This is a genomic window from Candidatus Rokuibacteriota bacterium (genome assembly GCA_016188005.1).
In the GTDB taxonomy this organism is placed as follows: Bacteria; Methylomirabilota; Methylomirabilia; order Rokubacteriales; family CSP1-6; genus UBA12499.
The window spans coordinates 30,096-46,392 of the sequence record JACPIQ010000014.1; the positions used below are offsets into that span (position 1 = coordinate 30,096).

At 71.3% G+C, this 16,297-nt stretch carries 17 protein-coding genes; all 17 read left to right on the forward strand.

The features are described 5' to 3' along the window. Window positions 1-90: 90 nt before the first annotated feature. The 17 genes from HYV93_04220 (at window position 91) to mgtE (ending at window position 16,257) form a co-directional block, all read left to right on the forward strand. Window positions 91-1,305, forward strand: coding sequence for an ABC transporter substrate-binding protein (locus HYV93_04220; protein MBI2525169.1), 1,215 nt, complete (start codon window positions 91-93; stop codon window positions 1,303-1,305). Between the two features lie 80 nt (window positions 1,306-1,385). Further along, on the forward strand, window positions 1,386-2,270 hold the full coding sequence (locus HYV93_04225) for a branched-chain amino acid ABC transporter permease (GenBank protein ID MBI2525170.1): 885 nt from the start codon (window positions 1,386-1,388) through the stop codon (window positions 2,268-2,270). Window positions 2,271-2,277: 7 nt separating this feature from the next. Further along, the gene (locus HYV93_04230; protein ID MBI2525171.1) at window positions 2,278-3,192 is read left to right on the forward strand and encodes a branched-chain amino acid ABC transporter permease; all 915 of its coding nucleotides are present in this window, start codon (window positions 2,278-2,280) and stop codon (window positions 3,190-3,192) included. Continuing rightward, the gene (locus HYV93_04235; protein MBI2525172.1) at window positions 3,179-3,928 is read left to right on the forward strand and encodes an ABC transporter ATP-binding protein; all 750 of its coding nucleotides are present in this window, start codon (window positions 3,179-3,181) and stop codon (window positions 3,926-3,928) included. Before HYV93_04230 ends, HYV93_04235 begins: the two co-directional genes overlap by 14 nt. 39 nt (window positions 3,929-3,967) lie before the next feature. Continuing rightward, a complete protein-coding gene (locus HYV93_04240; protein MBI2525173.1) occupies window positions 3,968-4,651 on the forward strand; it encodes an ABC transporter ATP-binding protein in 684 nt (227 codons plus the stop codon). Window positions 4,652-4,658: 7 nt separating this feature from the next. Further along, window positions 4,659-5,573 (forward strand): branched-chain amino acid ABC transporter permease, encoded by a 915-nt coding sequence (locus HYV93_04245; GenBank protein ID MBI2525174.1) that lies wholly within the window; start codon window positions 4,659-4,661, stop codon window positions 5,571-5,573. Then, window positions 5,498-6,469: a branched-chain amino acid ABC transporter permease gene (locus HYV93_04250; GenBank protein MBI2525175.1), complete on the forward strand. Its 972-nt coding sequence runs from the start codon at window positions 5,498-5,500 to the stop codon at window positions 6,467-6,469. The genes HYV93_04245 and HYV93_04250 overlap by 76 nt, the downstream gene beginning before the upstream one ends. Next, window positions 6,466-7,155: an ATP-binding cassette domain-containing protein gene (locus HYV93_04255; protein ID MBI2525176.1), complete on the forward strand. Its 690-nt coding sequence runs from the start codon at window positions 6,466-6,468 to the stop codon at window positions 7,153-7,155. The genes HYV93_04250 and HYV93_04255 overlap by 4 nt, the downstream gene beginning before the upstream one ends. Further along, window positions 7,152-7,514, forward strand: coding sequence for a FixH family protein (locus HYV93_04260; protein ID MBI2525177.1), 363 nt, complete (start codon window positions 7,152-7,154; stop codon window positions 7,512-7,514). Before HYV93_04255 ends, HYV93_04260 begins: the two co-directional genes overlap by 4 nt. A gap of 185 nt (window positions 7,515-7,699) precedes the next feature. Continuing rightward, window positions 7,700-8,929 carry a pyruvate carboxyltransferase gene (locus HYV93_04265; protein ID MBI2525178.1) on the forward strand — a complete coding sequence of 410 codons (1,230 nt, stop codon included), beginning with the start codon at window positions 7,700-7,702 and terminating at the stop codon, window positions 8,927-8,929. After that, entirely contained in the window at window positions 8,926-9,855 is a 930-nt protein-coding gene (locus HYV93_04270; GenBank protein ID MBI2525179.1) for a fumarylacetoacetate hydrolase family protein, read from the forward strand. The genes HYV93_04265 and HYV93_04270 overlap by 4 nt, the downstream gene beginning before the upstream one ends. A 13-nt stretch (window positions 9,856-9,868) precedes the next feature. Continuing rightward, window positions 9,869-11,071: a 2,3-bisphosphoglycerate-independent phosphoglycerate mutase gene (locus tag HYV93_04275; GenBank protein ID MBI2525180.1), complete on the forward strand. Its 1,203-nt coding sequence runs from the start codon at window positions 9,869-9,871 to the stop codon at window positions 11,069-11,071. A gap of 18 nt (window positions 11,072-11,089) precedes the next feature. Further along, window positions 11,090-11,917 carry a rhomboid family intramembrane serine protease gene (locus HYV93_04280; protein MBI2525181.1) on the forward strand — a complete coding sequence of 276 codons (828 nt, stop codon included), beginning with the start codon at window positions 11,090-11,092 and terminating at the stop codon, window positions 11,915-11,917. A gap of 78 nt (window positions 11,918-11,995) precedes the next feature. Beyond that, window positions 11,996-13,234, forward strand: coding sequence for a sodium:proton antiporter (locus HYV93_04285; GenBank protein MBI2525182.1), 1,239 nt, complete (start codon window positions 11,996-11,998; stop codon window positions 13,232-13,234). Between the two features lie 5 nt (window positions 13,235-13,239). After that, a complete protein-coding gene (locus tag HYV93_04290; GenBank protein MBI2525183.1) occupies window positions 13,240-14,613 on the forward strand; it encodes a bifunctional oligoribonuclease/PAP phosphatase NrnA in 1,374 nt (457 codons plus the stop codon). 2 nt (window positions 14,614-14,615) lie between these two features. After that, a complete protein-coding gene (locus HYV93_04295; protein MBI2525184.1) occupies window positions 14,616-14,900 on the forward strand; it encodes a LapA family protein in 285 nt (94 codons plus the stop codon). Between the two features lie 10 nt (window positions 14,901-14,910). Further along, a complete protein-coding gene (mgtE, locus tag HYV93_04300) occupies window positions 14,911-16,257 on the forward strand; it encodes a magnesium transporter (protein ID MBI2525185.1) in 1,347 nt (448 codons plus the stop codon). The last annotated feature ends 40 nt before the right edge of the window (window positions 16,258-16,297 follow it).

The following is a 16,297-nucleotide window of genomic DNA, read 5'->3' on the forward strand; positions in this document are numbered from 1 at the left end:
CGCCACCACCGGGCCGGGACCCGAGCCCCCCGCGACGGCCCCGTGGGCCCGACCGGCAGCGCATGCTCGCACCGACAGGGAGGTGCCCCAATGACGCATCCCCGTAGACACCTGGTGTCCATCCTCGTGCTCGCGGCCTTCGCCTCCGCTCTCGCGTGGTTCCCCGCCGCCCCGGCCCTGGGGCAGGAGCGCACCGTCAAGATCGCCGGCCTGGGCGCCATGAGCGGCGTCATCCGCGGCTTCGGCATCAACTCCAAGGCCGTGTTCGACATGACCGTGGACGAGCTCAACAAGGCCGGAGGCATCAAGCTCGCCGACGGCAGCAAGGCCCGGATCGTCACCACGTTCGTCGACGAGCGGTGCAACGCCGAGGAGGGCATCTCGGTGGTCCGCAAGCTCGCCAGCGAGGACTGGCTGGTGGTCATCGGTCCGACCTGCTCCAACGTGGCGGAGCCACTCTTCGGGATCCTCCAGCAGAAGGTCGGGGCGGCGGGAGACTCGGGGCTGCAGTTCCCGATCTTCACGGACACCGCGATCAAGCCCGGCCTGGCCAAGATCTCGGAGTGGGCCTTCCGCAACGTGCCCCACGAGCCCACCATGTACAACCACCTCTTCAAGTGGCTCAAGGAGAAGCACCCCGACGTCAGGACCATGGCGGGGGGCGTGGAGAGCGACTTCGCCCACTCCAACTCCAACGCGGGCACCATGGAGGCCGCCGCCAAGGCCGCGGGCCTCGAGCTGCTGGGCTGGGAGAAGTGGCTCCTCACCGACACCGAGTTCTCGACCCAGGTGGGCAAGTGGCGGCGATCGAAGCCCGACCTGATCGCCATCTCCTCGCACCCCTTCACCCTCTGCGGCACGCTGCGCGAGATGAAGCGCCAGGGGGTCAAGCCGAAGGTGCTCGTGGGCCTCACCTCCTCGGCGACGCTGGAGACCATGGTGGGCTGCGGCCCCGAGGCCGAGGGGCTCATCATCCCCACGGGCTTCGCGCCTGTCACGCCGGAGGCGAAGCGGGTCGCCAAGGTCGTCACCGAGCGATACAAGGGCAACGTGGACATCCACTCGGCCGCGGTGTTCGAGAACCTGCAGGTCCTCAAGCGGGTCATCGAGACCTCCGGCGTCGAGGCCAAGCCCGGCACGGTGGCCCAGGACCGCCGCCGCATCCGCGATGGCCTCGCCAAGATCAAGGAGTTCGACGGGCTGCTCGGAAAGGTGAAGCGGCTGGATGACCGGGAGTCCCAGAAACCGTACGTCTTCGCCGTCGCGAAGACCTCGGACTGGGCCGTCCTCCACGACCCCAGGTAGGCAGCGAGACCCCGGCCGGCGGCGCACGCGCCCCTCCCCGCGCGGGTGAGGGGCGCGGCGCCGCCCCCCGCCGCCCCTCCATGACCGACCTCGCCCTGGACATCGTCCAGCAGATCCTCAACGGCTTCCTCTTCGGCTCGTCCTACGCGCTGGTCGGGATCGGCTTCACCATGATCTTCGGCGTCATGGACAAGCTCAACCTGGCCTTCGGCGTCACCGCGCTGGGGGGCGCCTACGTGGCGCTGGGCGTGTTCCACCTCAGCCGGGGCCCGTTCGTCCTCGTCTTCCTCACGGCCGTCGTCGCCAGCGGGCTCATCGGCCTCGTGGTGGAGGTGACGTGCTTCCGCTGGATGCCCCGCGACTATCCGCTCGCCCCGCTCATGGCGACGATGGGCATGCTCTTCTTCATCGACGAGGTGGTCTCCCACGCCACCCACGGCCGCCCCATGGCCTTTCCGGCGCCCATGGGGACCGCGATGCTGGAGGTGGGGCCATGGCTCCTGCGCGGCGATCTGGGCTTCATGTTCCTGGTGGCGCTGGCGGTCATGGGGCTCCTCTGGCTGCTCGTGTACCGGACGCGGCTGGGATTGGCCACGCGCGCGGTATCCCAGCAGCCGGTGGCGGCCCAGCTCTGCGGCATCGCGCTCCGGCGCGTGAACGCCTCGGTGTTCGTCCTGACCGGCATGATCGGGGGCGTGGCCGGGGCGCTCATCGGCTCGGCGGTGGGAAACCTCTCGCCGCTGCTCTCGCTCCCCCTCACCGTCAAGGGGCTCGTCACCGCGGTGCTCGGGGGGCTCGGCTCCATCCCCGGCGCCATCGTCGGGGGGCTCCTCCTCGGCGTCGTCGAGTACCAGGCGCTCTACTTCTTCGGCATCGGCTACCGGGACATGATCACCTACTTGATGCTCTTCGCCTTCCTGGTCTTCCGGCCGGGGGGCCTCCTCGGCCAGCGCGCGGGAGGCTGAGGGCGCCGTGGAGTTCTACCAGAGCCTGCTCACGCTCTTCGGCTTCCGCATCCTGCTGGGGCTCAGCGCCTACGTCGTGATCCTGACCGGCCAGATCTCCATGGCCCAGGCCGGCTTCTACGCCGCGGGGGCCTACGCGGCGGGCGCGGCCTCGGCCATGTGGGGGTGGCCGCTCCTGCCGTCCATCCTGCTCGGGGGGCTGGTGGGGGGCGTGCTCGGCTTCCTGGTGGGGTTCCCGGCGCTGCGGGTGCGAGGGCTCTTCCTCGTCATCGCCACCCTGGCCTTCACCGAGATCGTCCGCATGGCGTTCCTCAACCTCAAGTACACGATCCGGGTGGGGGAGCGCACCATCGGGCCGGCGGGCGCCGAGGGGTTCCGGGGTATCACCTACTACTACCAGCACGGCTGGGCCCCGTGGCACATCCTGCTCTTCACCTGGGCCTTCGTCCTCGCCGCGCTGCTGGCGTTCTGGGCCATTGACCGCTCGCGCGCGGGCGCCGTCCTGCGCGCCGTGGGCGAGGACGAGCTGGCCGCGGCCAGCGTCGGGATCAACCTCACCGGAGCGAAGGTCGCCGCCATGACCGCCGGCGGACTCGTGGCCGGCCTGGCAGGCGGGCTCTACGCCCACTACGCCACGTATGTCTCGCAGGAGGACTTCGGCGCCCTGCTGGCCGCCTTCGCCATCGCCTACCCGCTGGTGGGCGGGACCGGGAGCGTCCTGGGCCCCGTGGCGGGCGTGCTCTTCTTCTCCCTCCTCATCGACGGCCTGCGCTTCCTCGGCGACTGGCGCAACCTCCTCTTCGGCGCGCTGATCATCCTCATGATGAACCTGCGCCCCCACGGCATCGTCGACGTCGGCCTCGTCCGCCGGGCTGCCCGGCTCCTGCGTGCCCCGCGGCGCCCCGCCCATGCTGGCCCTTGAGCGGCTGAGCAAGAACTTCGGCGGCGTCCGCGCGGTCCAGGCCGTGGACCTTCGGGTGGAGCCACAGCAGATCCTCGGGCTCATCGGGCCCAACGGTTCGGGCAAGAGCACGGTGGTCAACCTGGTCACGGGCGTCTTCGCGCCCACCGAGGGGCGGATCCGGTTGCGGGACCGGGACATCGCCGGGTGGCCACCACATCGCGTGGTCGCCGCGGGCATCGCCCGGACCTTCCAGAACATCCGCCTCTTCGGCAACCTGACCGTGTGGCAGAACCTGTGGGTGGCTCAGAACGCCCACGCGCAGCGCGCCGGCGGGCTCCTCCGCCGCTGGCTGGGCGTGGATCGCTCCCGCATGAGGCAGATCGAGGCCACGCTGGACTTCTGCCGGCTCGGCGACAGGCGCGACGAGCTGGCGCGCAACCTCGCCTTCGGCGAGCAGCGCCGGCTCGAGCTGGCGCGCGCCCTGGCGGCGGAGCCGGATCTCCTCCTGCTCGACGAGCCCGCCGCGGGGATGAACGCCGCCGAGATCGACGACCTGCGGGAGCGGATCCTGGGGCTGAGACGGCGCGGCACGACGGTGGTCCTCATCGAGCACCACATGGAGCTGGTCATGGCGGTGGCGGACCGCGTGGCGGTGCTCAACTTCGGCGAGAAGATCGCCGAGGGCACGCCGGCCGTGGTCCAGGACGACGGACGGGTGCGCGAGGCCTACCTCGGCACGGGACGGACGGGCTGAGCCGTGCTCCAGACCCGAGACGTCGTCACCTCCTACGGCATGATCCGGGCGCTCAAGGGCGTGAGCCTCAGGGTGGCGCCGGGCGAGATCACGTGCATCCTCGGTCCCAACGGCGCGGGCAAGACGACGCTGCTCTACACCATCGCCGGCATCCTCCGCCCCCGCAGTGGCTCCATCACTTTCGAGGGGCGCGAGCTCGCCGGGCTGTCGGCCGACCGCGTCGTGACCCGCGGGATCTCGCTGGTGCCCGAGAATCGCCTGGTCTTTCCGCACATGACCGTCCGCGACAACCTGGTCGCCGGCGCCTACGGCCGGCTCCGGCGCGAGCGTGCCGCGGTGGGGGTGGATGTCGAGAGCATGTTCGCCCGCTTCCCCATCCTCGCCGCGCGCGCCCAGCAGCCGGCCGGGACGCTGTCCGGCGGCGAGCAGCAGATGCTGGCGGTGGCCCGCGCGCTCATGGCGCGCCCGCGCCTGCTCATGATGGACGAGCCCTCGCTGGGGCTGGCGCCAATGATCGTCGAGCAGATCTTCGAGATCGTCGAACGGCTCAACCGGGAGGGCATCACGGTCCTCCTGGTGGAGCAGAACGCGCGCATGGCGCTCGGCATCGCCCACCGCGCCTACCTCCTCGAGCAGGGGCGCATCGCGCTGTCCGGGACCGCCGCCGAGGTGGCGGCCGACGCAGCGGTGAGCCGGGCCTACCTCGGCATCACGGGGAGATAGTCCGCCGGTGGTCGCGGGGCTCCTGACCGCGCTCCAGGCGCTGGTGGACGGGGTCATGCTGGGCGCGACCTACTCTCTCCTGGGCCTCGGCTTCACGCTCGTCTTCGGCGTGCTCCGCCGCGTCAACCTCGCCTTCGGCGCCATCATCCTCGTGGGGATCTACGCCGGCAGCCACTGGCACCTCGCCTCGGGCTCGCGCGCGGGCGTCCTGGCGCTGACGGTGACCGGCGCCATCGCGGCCGGCTTCTACGTCGAGCGCTGCGCGCTCCGGCCGCTGGCGGCCCAGCCGGCCGTCTCCTCGATGATCGCCACCTTTGCGGTGTGGATGCAGCTGCAGGAGGCGGTCTCGCTCCTCTCGGTGAGCCGGACCCTGCCCTATCCCGGGCCGGCGTGGCTGCCCACCGTCGAGGCGGGCCCCCTGCTCCTCCGGGCCGACGGCCTCGTCATGTGGAGCGGGGCCATGGCCATCATGCTGGCCCTGTTCGCCCTGCTCCGCCGCACCCGGCTGGGTCGTGCCATGCGCGCCGTGGCGGACTCGGCAGAGGGGGCGGCCCTCATGGGTGTCAACGTGCGGGCCGTCGGCACCGCGGCCTTCGTCGTGGCCTCCGCAGTGGGAGGCGCGGCGGGCGCGCTCATCGCGGGCAGCCAGCAGCAGGTCACGCCCTACTTCGGCCTCTGGGCCACCGTGAAGGGACTGACCGCGATGCTCCTCGGCGGGGCGGGCTCGCTCCCCGGCGCTGTGCTGGGAGGCCTCGTGCTGGGCGTCGCCGAGACGGAGACCCTGGCCCTCCTCGGCGGCCAGTGGCGCGATCTCGCCACCTCCGCGCTGCTCTTCCTCGTGGTGGCGTGGCGGAGCCGTGTCGCCCGGGTCCCGGTGGCCGGAAGGCCGGGCGTTCGATCCGTCGCGGAGGAGACCCTCTGAGCGACTACGCCGTCTCGCTCCTCGCGCGGATCGGGATCGAGGCCTTCGTCGCGCTCTCGGCGTACGTCCTCCTCCTGGTCGGCAGGATCTCCTTCGGCCAGCAGGCCTTCTTCGTGATCGGCGCGTATGCCGGCGGCCTCGCCACCGCCGTCTGCGGGATGCCGATGCCGGCCGGGGTGGCCATCGGTGCCGCGGCCGGGGCGCTGGGCGGCGCGCTCCTGGCCGCACCCATGGCAGGCGCACGGGGGCTCGGCTTCGCGGCGGGAAGCCTCGCCTGGGGCGAGCTGGTCCGCGTGGCCCTGCTGGGCCTCCGCTTCCAGGTCCCGCTGGGAGGCGACCTGGTGGGGCCCGCGGGCCCCGACGGCTTCCGCGGCATCCGGGCGCTCTTCCTGAGCGGGCTCTCCCTGGGAGCGTACACGGCCGCCATCTGGGGGCTCCTGGCCGCCACGGCGCTGGCGCTGGCCTGGGTGATTCGCTCCCGGTGGGGCGAGGCGCTCCGCATGATCGGCGAGGACGAGAGCGCCGCCGCGGTGGTGGGCGTCCCGGTGCGCCGGGGGATCGCCTGGACGCTGGCGGCGGCCGGAGCGCTGGCGGGCCTCGGCGGGGCGCTCTTTGCCCACTACGCCACCTACGTCGAGCCCGGCCATGCCGACGTGATGCTGGGAGTCCACAGCCTCGCCTACGGGCTCATCGGCGGCCTCGGCACCCCCCTGGGCCCCATCCTCGGCGTGGCCATGGACGTGGGCCTGCTCGAGTCCTTCCGCTTCCTCTCCGGCTACAGGATGATCATCTTCGGCGGGCTCCTCATGGGCTTCCTCGCGCTGAGACCGCGGGGCCTGCTCGACGAGGTCACCGTGCACCGGTTCGCGGGCTGGCTCCGGAGAAGGCGACGGTGACCCTCGCCGTGGAAGGCCTCAGCGTCCGCTTCGGCGCCACCGCCGCCCTGAGCGGCGTCGGGCTCTCGCTCGACGCCCCGGTCCTCCTCGGCCTCGTGGGGCCCAATGGCGCCGGCAAGACCACCCTCCTGGACGCCATCGGTGGACTCGTGCGGCCCGAGGCGGGGCGGATCCATCTCGACGGCGTCGAGCTCACGGCCCTCCCCCCCGATGCCGTGGCCCGGCTGGGCGTGGCCCGCACCTTCCAGTCCCCGCGCATCTTCACACGCATGACCGTGGAGGAGAACGTGCGGGCCGGGCGCAGCGTGGACCCGGGGCCCTGGCTCGCGGCCACGGGCCTCGACAGGCGGCGGCACGAGCTGGCCGCTGCGCTGGGCCCCGCCGAGGCGGGCCGGCTCGAGCTGGCACGCGCCCTGGCGGGCGAGCCCCATCTCCTCCTGCTCGACGAGCCCTGCGGCGGGCTCAATGCCACCGAGACCGAGGCGATGGTCACGCTCCTCCAGCGCGCTGCCGCGCCCGGCCGCGCCGTCATCCTCGTCGAGCACAAGCTCGGCGTCATCGGTCGGCTCTGCAAGCGGGTCGCCGTGCTCCACCTGGGCGAGAAGATCTTCGACGGCCCGTCGGGAGGCCTGCACACCGACCCGCGGGTGCTGGAGGCCTATCTCGGGGGGAGGCGGGCCCCGTGAGGGCAAGGCTCCTCGTCCTGGCAATGCTGGCAACTGGCTGCGCCCCGCCGCCGCCCCAGTCCGTGGCCGTCTCCGTCTCCTGCGCCCCGGAAGGGCACGCCCTGCGGCAGGTCTGCATGCTCAGGATCACGGACCGCGCCACCGGGGCGCCCGTCCCGGGCGCCGCCGTGACGCTCTCCGCCGACATGCCCAGCATGCCGCTGGCCCACAGCGTCCCCGGCGTCCGGGCCGCTCCGGTGGCGGAACCGGGGATGTACCGGGGCGCCCTCGAGCTCGAGATGAAGGGTCGCTGGGTCGTGGCCGTGCGCATCGAGGCCCCGGTGAGCGATCAGGTCACCCACACCCTCGACATCGAGTAGGAGGCCGCTGAAAAAGGCCCATCCGCGGCGCTGGCGCGGGGAAGCGCTTGACGCGGAGCCTCTTTGGGCAGATCCTCTGGCGGGTCGAGGAGCGCGCCGGGACCGACGGGGCGGTCCACGAGGAAGCGAGACGACGAGCGGGCGTGAGGCTCGGGGCCGAGCGCTTTCCATAAGGAGGAACGGGCATGGCGACCAACCTGACTCCCTGGCAGACGGATCGGTGGTTCGTGAGCCCCTGGAACTTCGACCACGAGGTGATGCAGGGGACGCAGTTCCCGAAGCGGGTGAAGTTCCACGACGTGTGCCTGCGGGACGGCGAGCAGCAGGCCGGCGTGGAGTTCACCCCGGCCGAGAAGGTCCGCCTCGCCACGATGCTCGCCGAGGCGGGGGTGCACCGGATCGAGGCCGGCATGCCGGCCGTCTCCCCGGCGGATGCGCGAGCCATCAAGGAGATGGTGAAGCGGAAGCTGCCCGCCGAGATCTTCGCCTTCTCCCGCTGCATGAAGGAGGACGTGAAGCGGTCGGTGGACACCGGCGTGAAGGGCATTGTGATGGAGGTCCCTTCCAGCGAGCACATCATCCAGTACGCCTACAAGTGGACACTCGATCACGCGATCGAGACCAGCATCGAGGCCACACAGTACGCCAAGTCGCAGGGCCTCTACGTGGTGTTCTTCCCGATCGACGCCTCCCGGGCCGAGATGAGCTGGTACCTGAAGATCATCGAGCAGGTGGCCACCCAGGGGCACATGGACGCCCTCGCCCTGGTGGACACCTTCGGCGTGCTGTCGCCGCACGCCGTCCGCTACTTCGTGCGCCACACCCGCGAGCGGATCAAGAAGCCCCTGGAGACCCACTTCCACATGGACTTCGGCATGGGCGTGGCCAACACGCTGATCGCAGTGGCGGAGGGCGCGGAGATGATCCACTCCACCATCTCCGGCATCGGGGAGCGCGCGGGGAATGCGCCCACCGAGGACACACTCCTGGCGCTGCTCACCATGTACGGGGTCGACACGGGCATCAAGACCGAGCGCCTCACCAAGCTGTCGCGGTACGTGCGCAAGATTGCCGGGCTCGCGATGCCCTCGAACCGGCAGATCGTGGGGGACATGCTCTTCGACATCGAGTCCGGGATCATCGCCAGCTGGTACAGGAACGCGGGCAAGGAGCACTTCCTGGAAGTGTTCCCGTTCCACCCGAAGCTGGTGGGACAGCGGATGCCGCGCGTGGTGCTGGGAAAGAACAGCGGCCTGGATTCCATCCGGATGCACCTGGAGCGGATCCGCGTCAAGGCCACCGAGGACCAGGTCAACGACATCCTCGCGCGGGTCAAGACCGCCTCCCTGCAGAAGAAGGGCCTCCTCGACGACAGGGAGTTCCGCCGGATCGTGAAGCAGGTCGTGCGCCCATGAAGCTCGTGCGCTTCTCCCAGAATGGTCGTGCCCCCCGCCTCGGGTGCTTCATGGGCCCGGAGCGCGTCGCGGACCTGGCCGCGAGCTGCGCCGCCTACCTCGCCGACAAGGGCGTGGTCCGCGCCGGGGCCATCGCCGCGGCGCTGTTCCCGCAGAGCACGCGCGGCTTCCTCGAGGGCGGCGTGGCCACCCAGGAGATGCTCGCGCAGATGATCGACGCGACGCAGGCGGGACGCTTCGACCCGGTGTCCCACCCGGCCGGCTCGGTCCGCCTCCATGCGCCCATCGCGGACCCCGGCAAGTTCATCTGCATCGGCCTCAACTACAGGGACCACGCCGCCGAGGGGGGCAACCCCCTGCCCAAGCAGCCGCCGATCTTCCCCAAGTGGGCCAACGCCATCCTCGACCCGGGTGAGCCCATCCTGAGGCCGCGCGGCGAGACCAGGCTCGACTGGGAGGTGGAGCTGGGCGTCGTCATCGGGCGCACCGCCCGACACGTGCCGCGGGCGCAGGCCCTCGAGCACGTCTACGGCTACACCATCGTCAACGACGCGAGCGCGCGCGACTTCCAGTTCCACACGAGCCAGTGGGCCTCGGGCAAGATCGCCGACACGCTGGCGCCGGTGGGCCCGTACATCGCGGACCGCGCCGAGATCCCCGACCCGAACGTGCTCGAGCTCAAGACCTGGGTCAACGGCACCCTCATGCAGGACGGGACCACGCGGAACTTCATCTTCGACGTCGGCTACCTCATCGAGTACCTGTCGAGCATCATGACGCTGGACCCGGGAGACCTCATCGCCACGGGCACTCCCGCCGGGGTCGGCTTCTCGCGCAAGCCGCCCATCGTGCTCGCGCCCGGCGACACGGTGCGGCTCGAGATCACCGGGCTCGGCGTCCTCGAGAACCCGGTGAAGGACGCCTGAGCCGGGGCGCGCCATGGACCTCGACCTGCTGCGAACGCTCGTGGTGGGTCACTCCACGAAGATCGTGCTGTGCTCGCTGGACGGCCTGGGCGGCCTGCCCCGCCCCGGGACCACCCAGAGCGAGCTGGCGTCCGCGCGCCTCCCGAACCTCCACGCGCTGGCGGCGCGCTCGGCCTGCGGGCTGATCCGCCACGTGGGCCCGGGCATCACGCCCGGCAGCGGGCCCGGGCACCTCGGGCTCTTCGGCTACGATCCGCTGCGCTATCCCGTGGGCCGCGGCGTGCTCGAGGCGCTCGGCATCGACTTCGCGCTGCGCCCGGGCGACGTCGCGGCGCGGGGAAACTTCTGCAGCGTCGATGGCGGGGGCCGCATCACCGACCGCCGCGCCGGACGGATCCAGACCGAGGTGTGCGCGCGCCTCGTGGAGCGGCTACGCCAGATCCGTCTGAAGGGCGTCGAGGTGCTGGTGGAGCCGGTCAAGGAACACCGCTTCGTCCTCGTGCTGCGGGGACCGGGCCTCTCCGGCCGGCTCTCCGAGACCGACCCGCAGGGGCTCGGCGTCCCGGCGCTCGAGGCCCGCGCGCTCGGGCCCGAGGCCGAGAAGACCGCCGCCCTCGTGAACCGCTTCGTGGCGGCCGCGCGCCCGCTCCTGGCGGACGCGGCTCCGGCGAACATGCTGCTGCTGCGGGGCTTCGACAGCCAGCCCGCGCTGCCCCGCTTCCCCGAGGTCTTCGGCCTCAGGGCGGCCGCCGTCGCCGCCTACCCCATGTACCGGGGACTGGCGCGCCTCGTGGGGATGGAGGTGCTCGCGACGGGGAGCACCCTCGCCGACGAGGTCGCCACGCTACGGGAGCACTGGAGCGCTCACGACTTCTTCTTCCTGCACTACAAGGACACGGACAAGGCCGGCGAGGACGGCGACTTCGACGCCAAGGTCGCGGCGCTGGAGCGCTTCGACGCGCGCCTGCCCGACATCCTCGCGCTCGGGCCCGACGTGCTCGTGGTCTCCGGGGATCACGCGACCCCTTCCATTCTCAAGGGGCACGGCTGGCAGCCGGTGCCGACGCTCATCTGGAGCGAGTACTGCGGCGCCGACCCTGTCAGGCACTTCACCGAACGGGCCTGTGCGGCCGGGACCCTGGGGCTCCTGCCCGCGCAGGATCTCATGCCGCTTGTGATGGCCAACGCCCTCCGGCTCACGAAGTTCGGAGCCTGAACGCCCGGCGGCACGCCCATGCTGCGCCAGAGATCGGGTTCCAGCCTCTGCTACGCCTGCGGCAAGCTCAACCGGGTCGACGCGGCCGTGTGCTTCTACTGCGGCAGGAGGAACCCCGGGCTCTGGGGATTCGGCCCCTGGCTCGGGCGGCTCGCCGGCCGGCTGGACTTCGCTCGCATCGTCACCGTGGTCTGCGTCGCGGCGTATGCCGCCGCGATCCTGCTGGATCCGGCCGCCGCCCTGCGTCCCCGGGGCCTCTTCGATCTCCTGTCGCCGAGCGGGGCGGCGCTCCTGGCGCTGGGCATGACGGGGGCCTACCCCTGGCAGCTGGGGCACTGGTGGACACTGCTCACGGCCGCGTACCTGCACGGCAGCCTGCTGCACATCGCCTTCAACCTGCTCTGGATCCACCAGCTAGCCCCGGCCGTCGAGGAAGTGTACGGGCGCTCCCGCCTCGTCCTGATCTTCACGGGGGGCGGGGTGCTCGGCTTCGTGCTCTCCAACTGGGCCGGCGTGGGCACGACCATCGGCGCCTCGGGAGCGGTGTTCGGGCTGCTCGGCGCCATGGCGGCCTACGGCCGGAGCCGCGGGGGCCTCTTCGGGATGGCGGTGTTCCGCCAGTACTGGCAGTGGGCCGTGATCCTCTTCATCATGGGCTTCCTCATGCCCGGGGTGAACAACTTCGCCCATGCGGGAGGCTTCGTCGGCGGCTACCTGGCGGCCCTCGCCCTCGGCCACGGCGACGGGCGCGTGGAGCGGGGAATGCACGCCCTCGCGGCCGCCGCGGTCGTGGCCCTCACGGCGCTGGCCTTCGCCCTCGCAATCTGGACATCCCTCGGGGCATGACCCCGGGGGCCCGGAGGTGCTCTCGATGACAGCTGCGTACTCCACCACACGGCCCCGGCGCGGGGCCCCCGGCGCTCCATGACAGCCGCGGCGCTGCCCCTCGCGTGGGTCCTGCCCTTCGCCGGCATGCTCCTGGCCATCGCCATCTGTCCGCTCTGGGTGCCCCACTGGTGGGAGCACAACCGGAACAAGTTCCTCCTGTCCTGTGCCCTCGGCGCCCCCGTGCTCGTCCTGTACCTGACGCGGGAGCCTCATGCGCTGGTGGCCACGGCCGAGGAGTACGTGTCCTTCCTGATGCTGCTCGCGAGCCTCTACGTGATCACGGGAGGCATGCTGCTGCGGGGAGACCTCGAGGCGACCCCGCTCACCAACACGGCCTTCCTCGCGACGGGGGCAGTGCTGGCGTCGTTCATCGGGACCACGGGCGCCTCGATGGTGCTGATCCGGCCCCTGCTCCAGACCAACCGGGAGCGGAAGCGGGTCAGGCACACCGTGATCTTCTTCATCTTCCTCGTCTCCAACATCGGCGGCCTGCTCACGCCCCTCGGCGATCCCCCGCTCTTCCTGGGCTACCTGCGCGGAGTCCCGTTCACGTGGACGTTCCGGCTCTGGCTTCCCTGGCTCATCGCTGTCGGAGCCCTGCTGCTGACCTACTTCATCTGGGACTCGATCCAGCACGCGCGCGAGTCGCTGCCCGCCCTGAAGCGGGACCGCGCCGAGATCCAGCCGCTGCGCGTCCGGGGCGGGCTCAACGCGCTGCCGCTGGCCGGCGTGGTGCTGTCGGTGGCCTTCCTCCACTCCCCGTGGCGCGAGGTCGCGATGGTGGCCCTCGCCGGCCTCTCGCTGTGGCGGACGCCGCGGGAGGTCCACCGCGCCAACGGCTTCACGAGCTACCCCATCGTGGAGGTGGCGGTCCTGTTCTTCGGGATCTTCCTCACCATGATCCCGGCGCTGGAGCTGCTCCGCCTGCGCGGGGGCGAGCTCGGGGTGCGGGAGCCCTGGCAGTTCTTCTGGGTCAGCGGCGCCCTCTCGTCGTTCCTGGACAACGCGCCGACCTATCTGACGTTCCTCTCGCTGGCCCAGGGGCTCCACCTCGCCGACGAGGTCGTGGGGGTCACCCATGCCGTCCTGGCCGCCATCAGCGTGGGATGCGTGTTCATGGGGGCCAACTCCTATATCGGCAATGCGCCCAACTTCATGGTCAAGTCCGTCGCCGAGGAGGCCAAGGTCCGGATGCCCTCGTTCTTCGGCTACATGGCGTACAGCCTGGGCGTCCTCGGCCCCCTCTCTCTCGTGGTGACATTCCTTTTCCTGTGACCCCGATGCGGTACGTGCTTCTCTGTCCCGACCACCTTCTCGAGCCCCTGGCGGGTCATGCCGCCCTGCCGGGCGACTCCGCGGTCTACCTGGTCGCCAGGCGCGCGCTTCGCGCCCAGCTCGCCCGGCGCGGAACGGCCGCCACGGTCGGAAACCTGGGCGACACCGCCTTCCTCCGGCGGGCCCTGAGGGGCAGCCGGGGCCCCGCCGTCGTGGGGGCCCCGCCCGGCCGTCTCCCCCAGGTGCTGAGGGCCCTGCGGGAAGCCCTCGGGGATGTCCCGGTCCTGGCAGTGACCGGCGAGGCCCGGCCGCTGCCCGGGGCTACCGCCGTGCCGCTGGCCGCCTTCGGGGAGCAGGTGATCCGGCCGGCGGTGGAGCGGGCTCTCAGCCGCACGCGGGTGGAGCGCATCCGGCGGCACTTCGAGGGCGCCGAGCGGGTCCTCATCCTGATGCAGGACGATCCGGACCCGGACGCCATCGCCTCGGCGCTGGCCCTCAAGACCCTCCTGGGCCGCACCCGCACCTCGGCGCACCTCTGCACCTTCGGCAGCATCACGCGTCCCGAGAACCTGACCATGTGCAAGATCCTCGACATCGCGGTGGAGGAGATCAGCGCCCAGGCGCTGGATCAGTTCGACCGCGTGGCGATGGTCGACGTGCAGCCCTCCTTCCTCGAGGAGCGCTTCCACGGTGTGGACCTCGTCATCGACCACCACCCGGTGGAGCGTCCGATCAAGGCGCGCATCCGCGACGTGCGCCCGTCCTACGGCGCCACCTCCACGATCCTGGTGGAGTACCTGCGGGCCGCCGACGTGAAGGTGACCCAGCGGCTGGCCACCGCGCTCCTGTACGGGATCAAGTCGGATACGCTGGGGCTCGAGCGCGGCGGCTCGCGGGCGGATCTCGAGGCCTTCGCGTACCTGTACCTCCTGGCGAATCACAGCGCGCTCCGACGGATCGAACGGCCCGAGCTGTCGGACGCGGCACTGGATGTGCTGGCGCACGGGCTGGCCCGCCGCCGCGTCCTGGGCGGGGTGTTCTTCTCCCATCTGGGCACCGTCACCATGGCCGAGCTGATCCCGCAGCTCGCGGACTTCGGGCTCCAGGCCGAAGGGGTGGAGTGGTCGGTGGTCTCCGGCGTCGTCGGGGACCAGGTCCACATCTCCATCCGCAACGTGGGCTACGTGAAGAGCGCGGGAGAGGTGGCGCGGGCGGCGTTCGGTGACCTCGGCCCGGCCGGCGGCCACCGGACCATGGCCAAGGCGGTGGCCCCTCTCGCCAGCCTGACCGGGGGCGAGGAGGCCGGCGCCGGGCAGGGCTGCCCGGAGCAGATCGTCCACCGGGTCCTCCGTACCCTCGGCCGGACGGGCAGGAGGTGAGCATGGTCATCGCCTATGTCCTCGTGGCGCTGGTCGGAGGGGGCATCGCCGCCTTCGCGCTGCAGAACCTGGATCCCGTCGTGGTCCGCTTCCTGGTCTGGCGCATCGAGGGCATCCCGTTGGCGATGGTCATCCTGCTCTCCCTCGTCACCGGGATGCTCCTCGTGGCGGTGGCGGGCGCAGTGCCGTACGTCAAGCTCAGGCTCAGGGTGCGCCACCTCGAGAGCCGGGCCGCCCAGCTCGCCGCGGCCGGTGGGCGCCCCGAGACCGGCCCGATGTCTCGGTAGGCATCGACCCGTGGAATCCACCGAGCGGCTGAGCGAGACCATCCGGGACCTCCTGGAGGCTGGCCGCCACGAGCGGCTGGCGCAGATCCTCAAGGAATCCCACGCCGCCGACGTCGCCGCGGCGCTCCGGGACCTCCCCGTCCCGGACCAGGTCACACTCTTCCGGCTGGTGAACCGCGAGCAGGCGGGCGGCGTGCTGGCCGAGCTGGACGATCAGCCGCTGCTGGAGCTGGTCCGGGCCCTCGATGAGCTGGAGATCTCGGGCATCCTCGACCGCATGCAGCCGGACGACGCCGCCCAGGTCCTGGATGAACTGCCCGAGGAGCAGGCGGAGAAGGTCCTGGACCTCATGAAGGAGGAGCAGTCGGAGGAGGTCCAGGAACTCCTCGAGCACGGCGAGAAGACCGCCGGCCGCATCATGTCCCCCGACGTCCTTGCCGTCCACGACGGCGACACGGTGGGACAGGCCATCGAGCACGTGCGGCAAGCGCCCACGGCGGAGTCGGCCCACTACCTCTACGTGGTCGACGACCACGAGCACCTGGTGGGCGCCCTGCCCCTCCGTCGCCTCATCACGACCGACCCGGCCACGCCAGTGGGGCTCCTCTGCCAGGGCGAGGTGCTGAGCGTCACGCCCGAGATGGACCAGGAGGAGGTCGCCCGGCTCGTGGCCAAGTACGACATCGTGGCCGTCCCCGTGGTGGACCGCGACCACCGGCTCCTCGGCGTGATCACCGTGGACGACGTCATCGACGTCATCCGCGAGGAGGCCACCGAGGACATCCAGCGGCTGGGGGGGGCGGCCGGCGACGAGACGGTCTTCGACCCCGTCCGGGCGGTATTCGGCAAGCGGCTGCTGTGGCGGTTCATCAACCTCGGCACGGCGATCCTGGCGGCCTCCGTCATCGGCCTCTTCGAGGGGTCCATCCAGTCGCTCGCCACGCTCGCGATCTTCATGCCCATCGTGGCCTCCATGGGGGGCATCGGCACCACCCAGACGGCCACGGTCGTCGTGCGGGGGCTCGCGCTGGGCGACATGACAGCCGCCCACCTGTGGCGGGTCCTCCGGAAGGAGCTCCTGCTGGGGCTTGCCACGGGGCTGGCGAACGCGGTGGTCATGGGGGTCATCGCCTACCTCTGGAAGGGGCAGGCGCTGCTGGCCCTCATCATCGGCGCGGCGCTGGTCATCAACATGCTCGTGGCGGCGGCGGTGGGCGTGACGATCCCGCTGGCCCTCAAGGTGTTCCGCATCGACCCGGCCATCGCCTCGAGCGTCATCATCACGACCTTCACGGACGTCTGCGGCTTCTTCTCGTTCCTGGGCCTGGCGACTCTCCTCATCCGGTTCCTCCTTTAGTCGCGCGGCGCAACAAAGCACTTGGCAACGCCACGGCCGA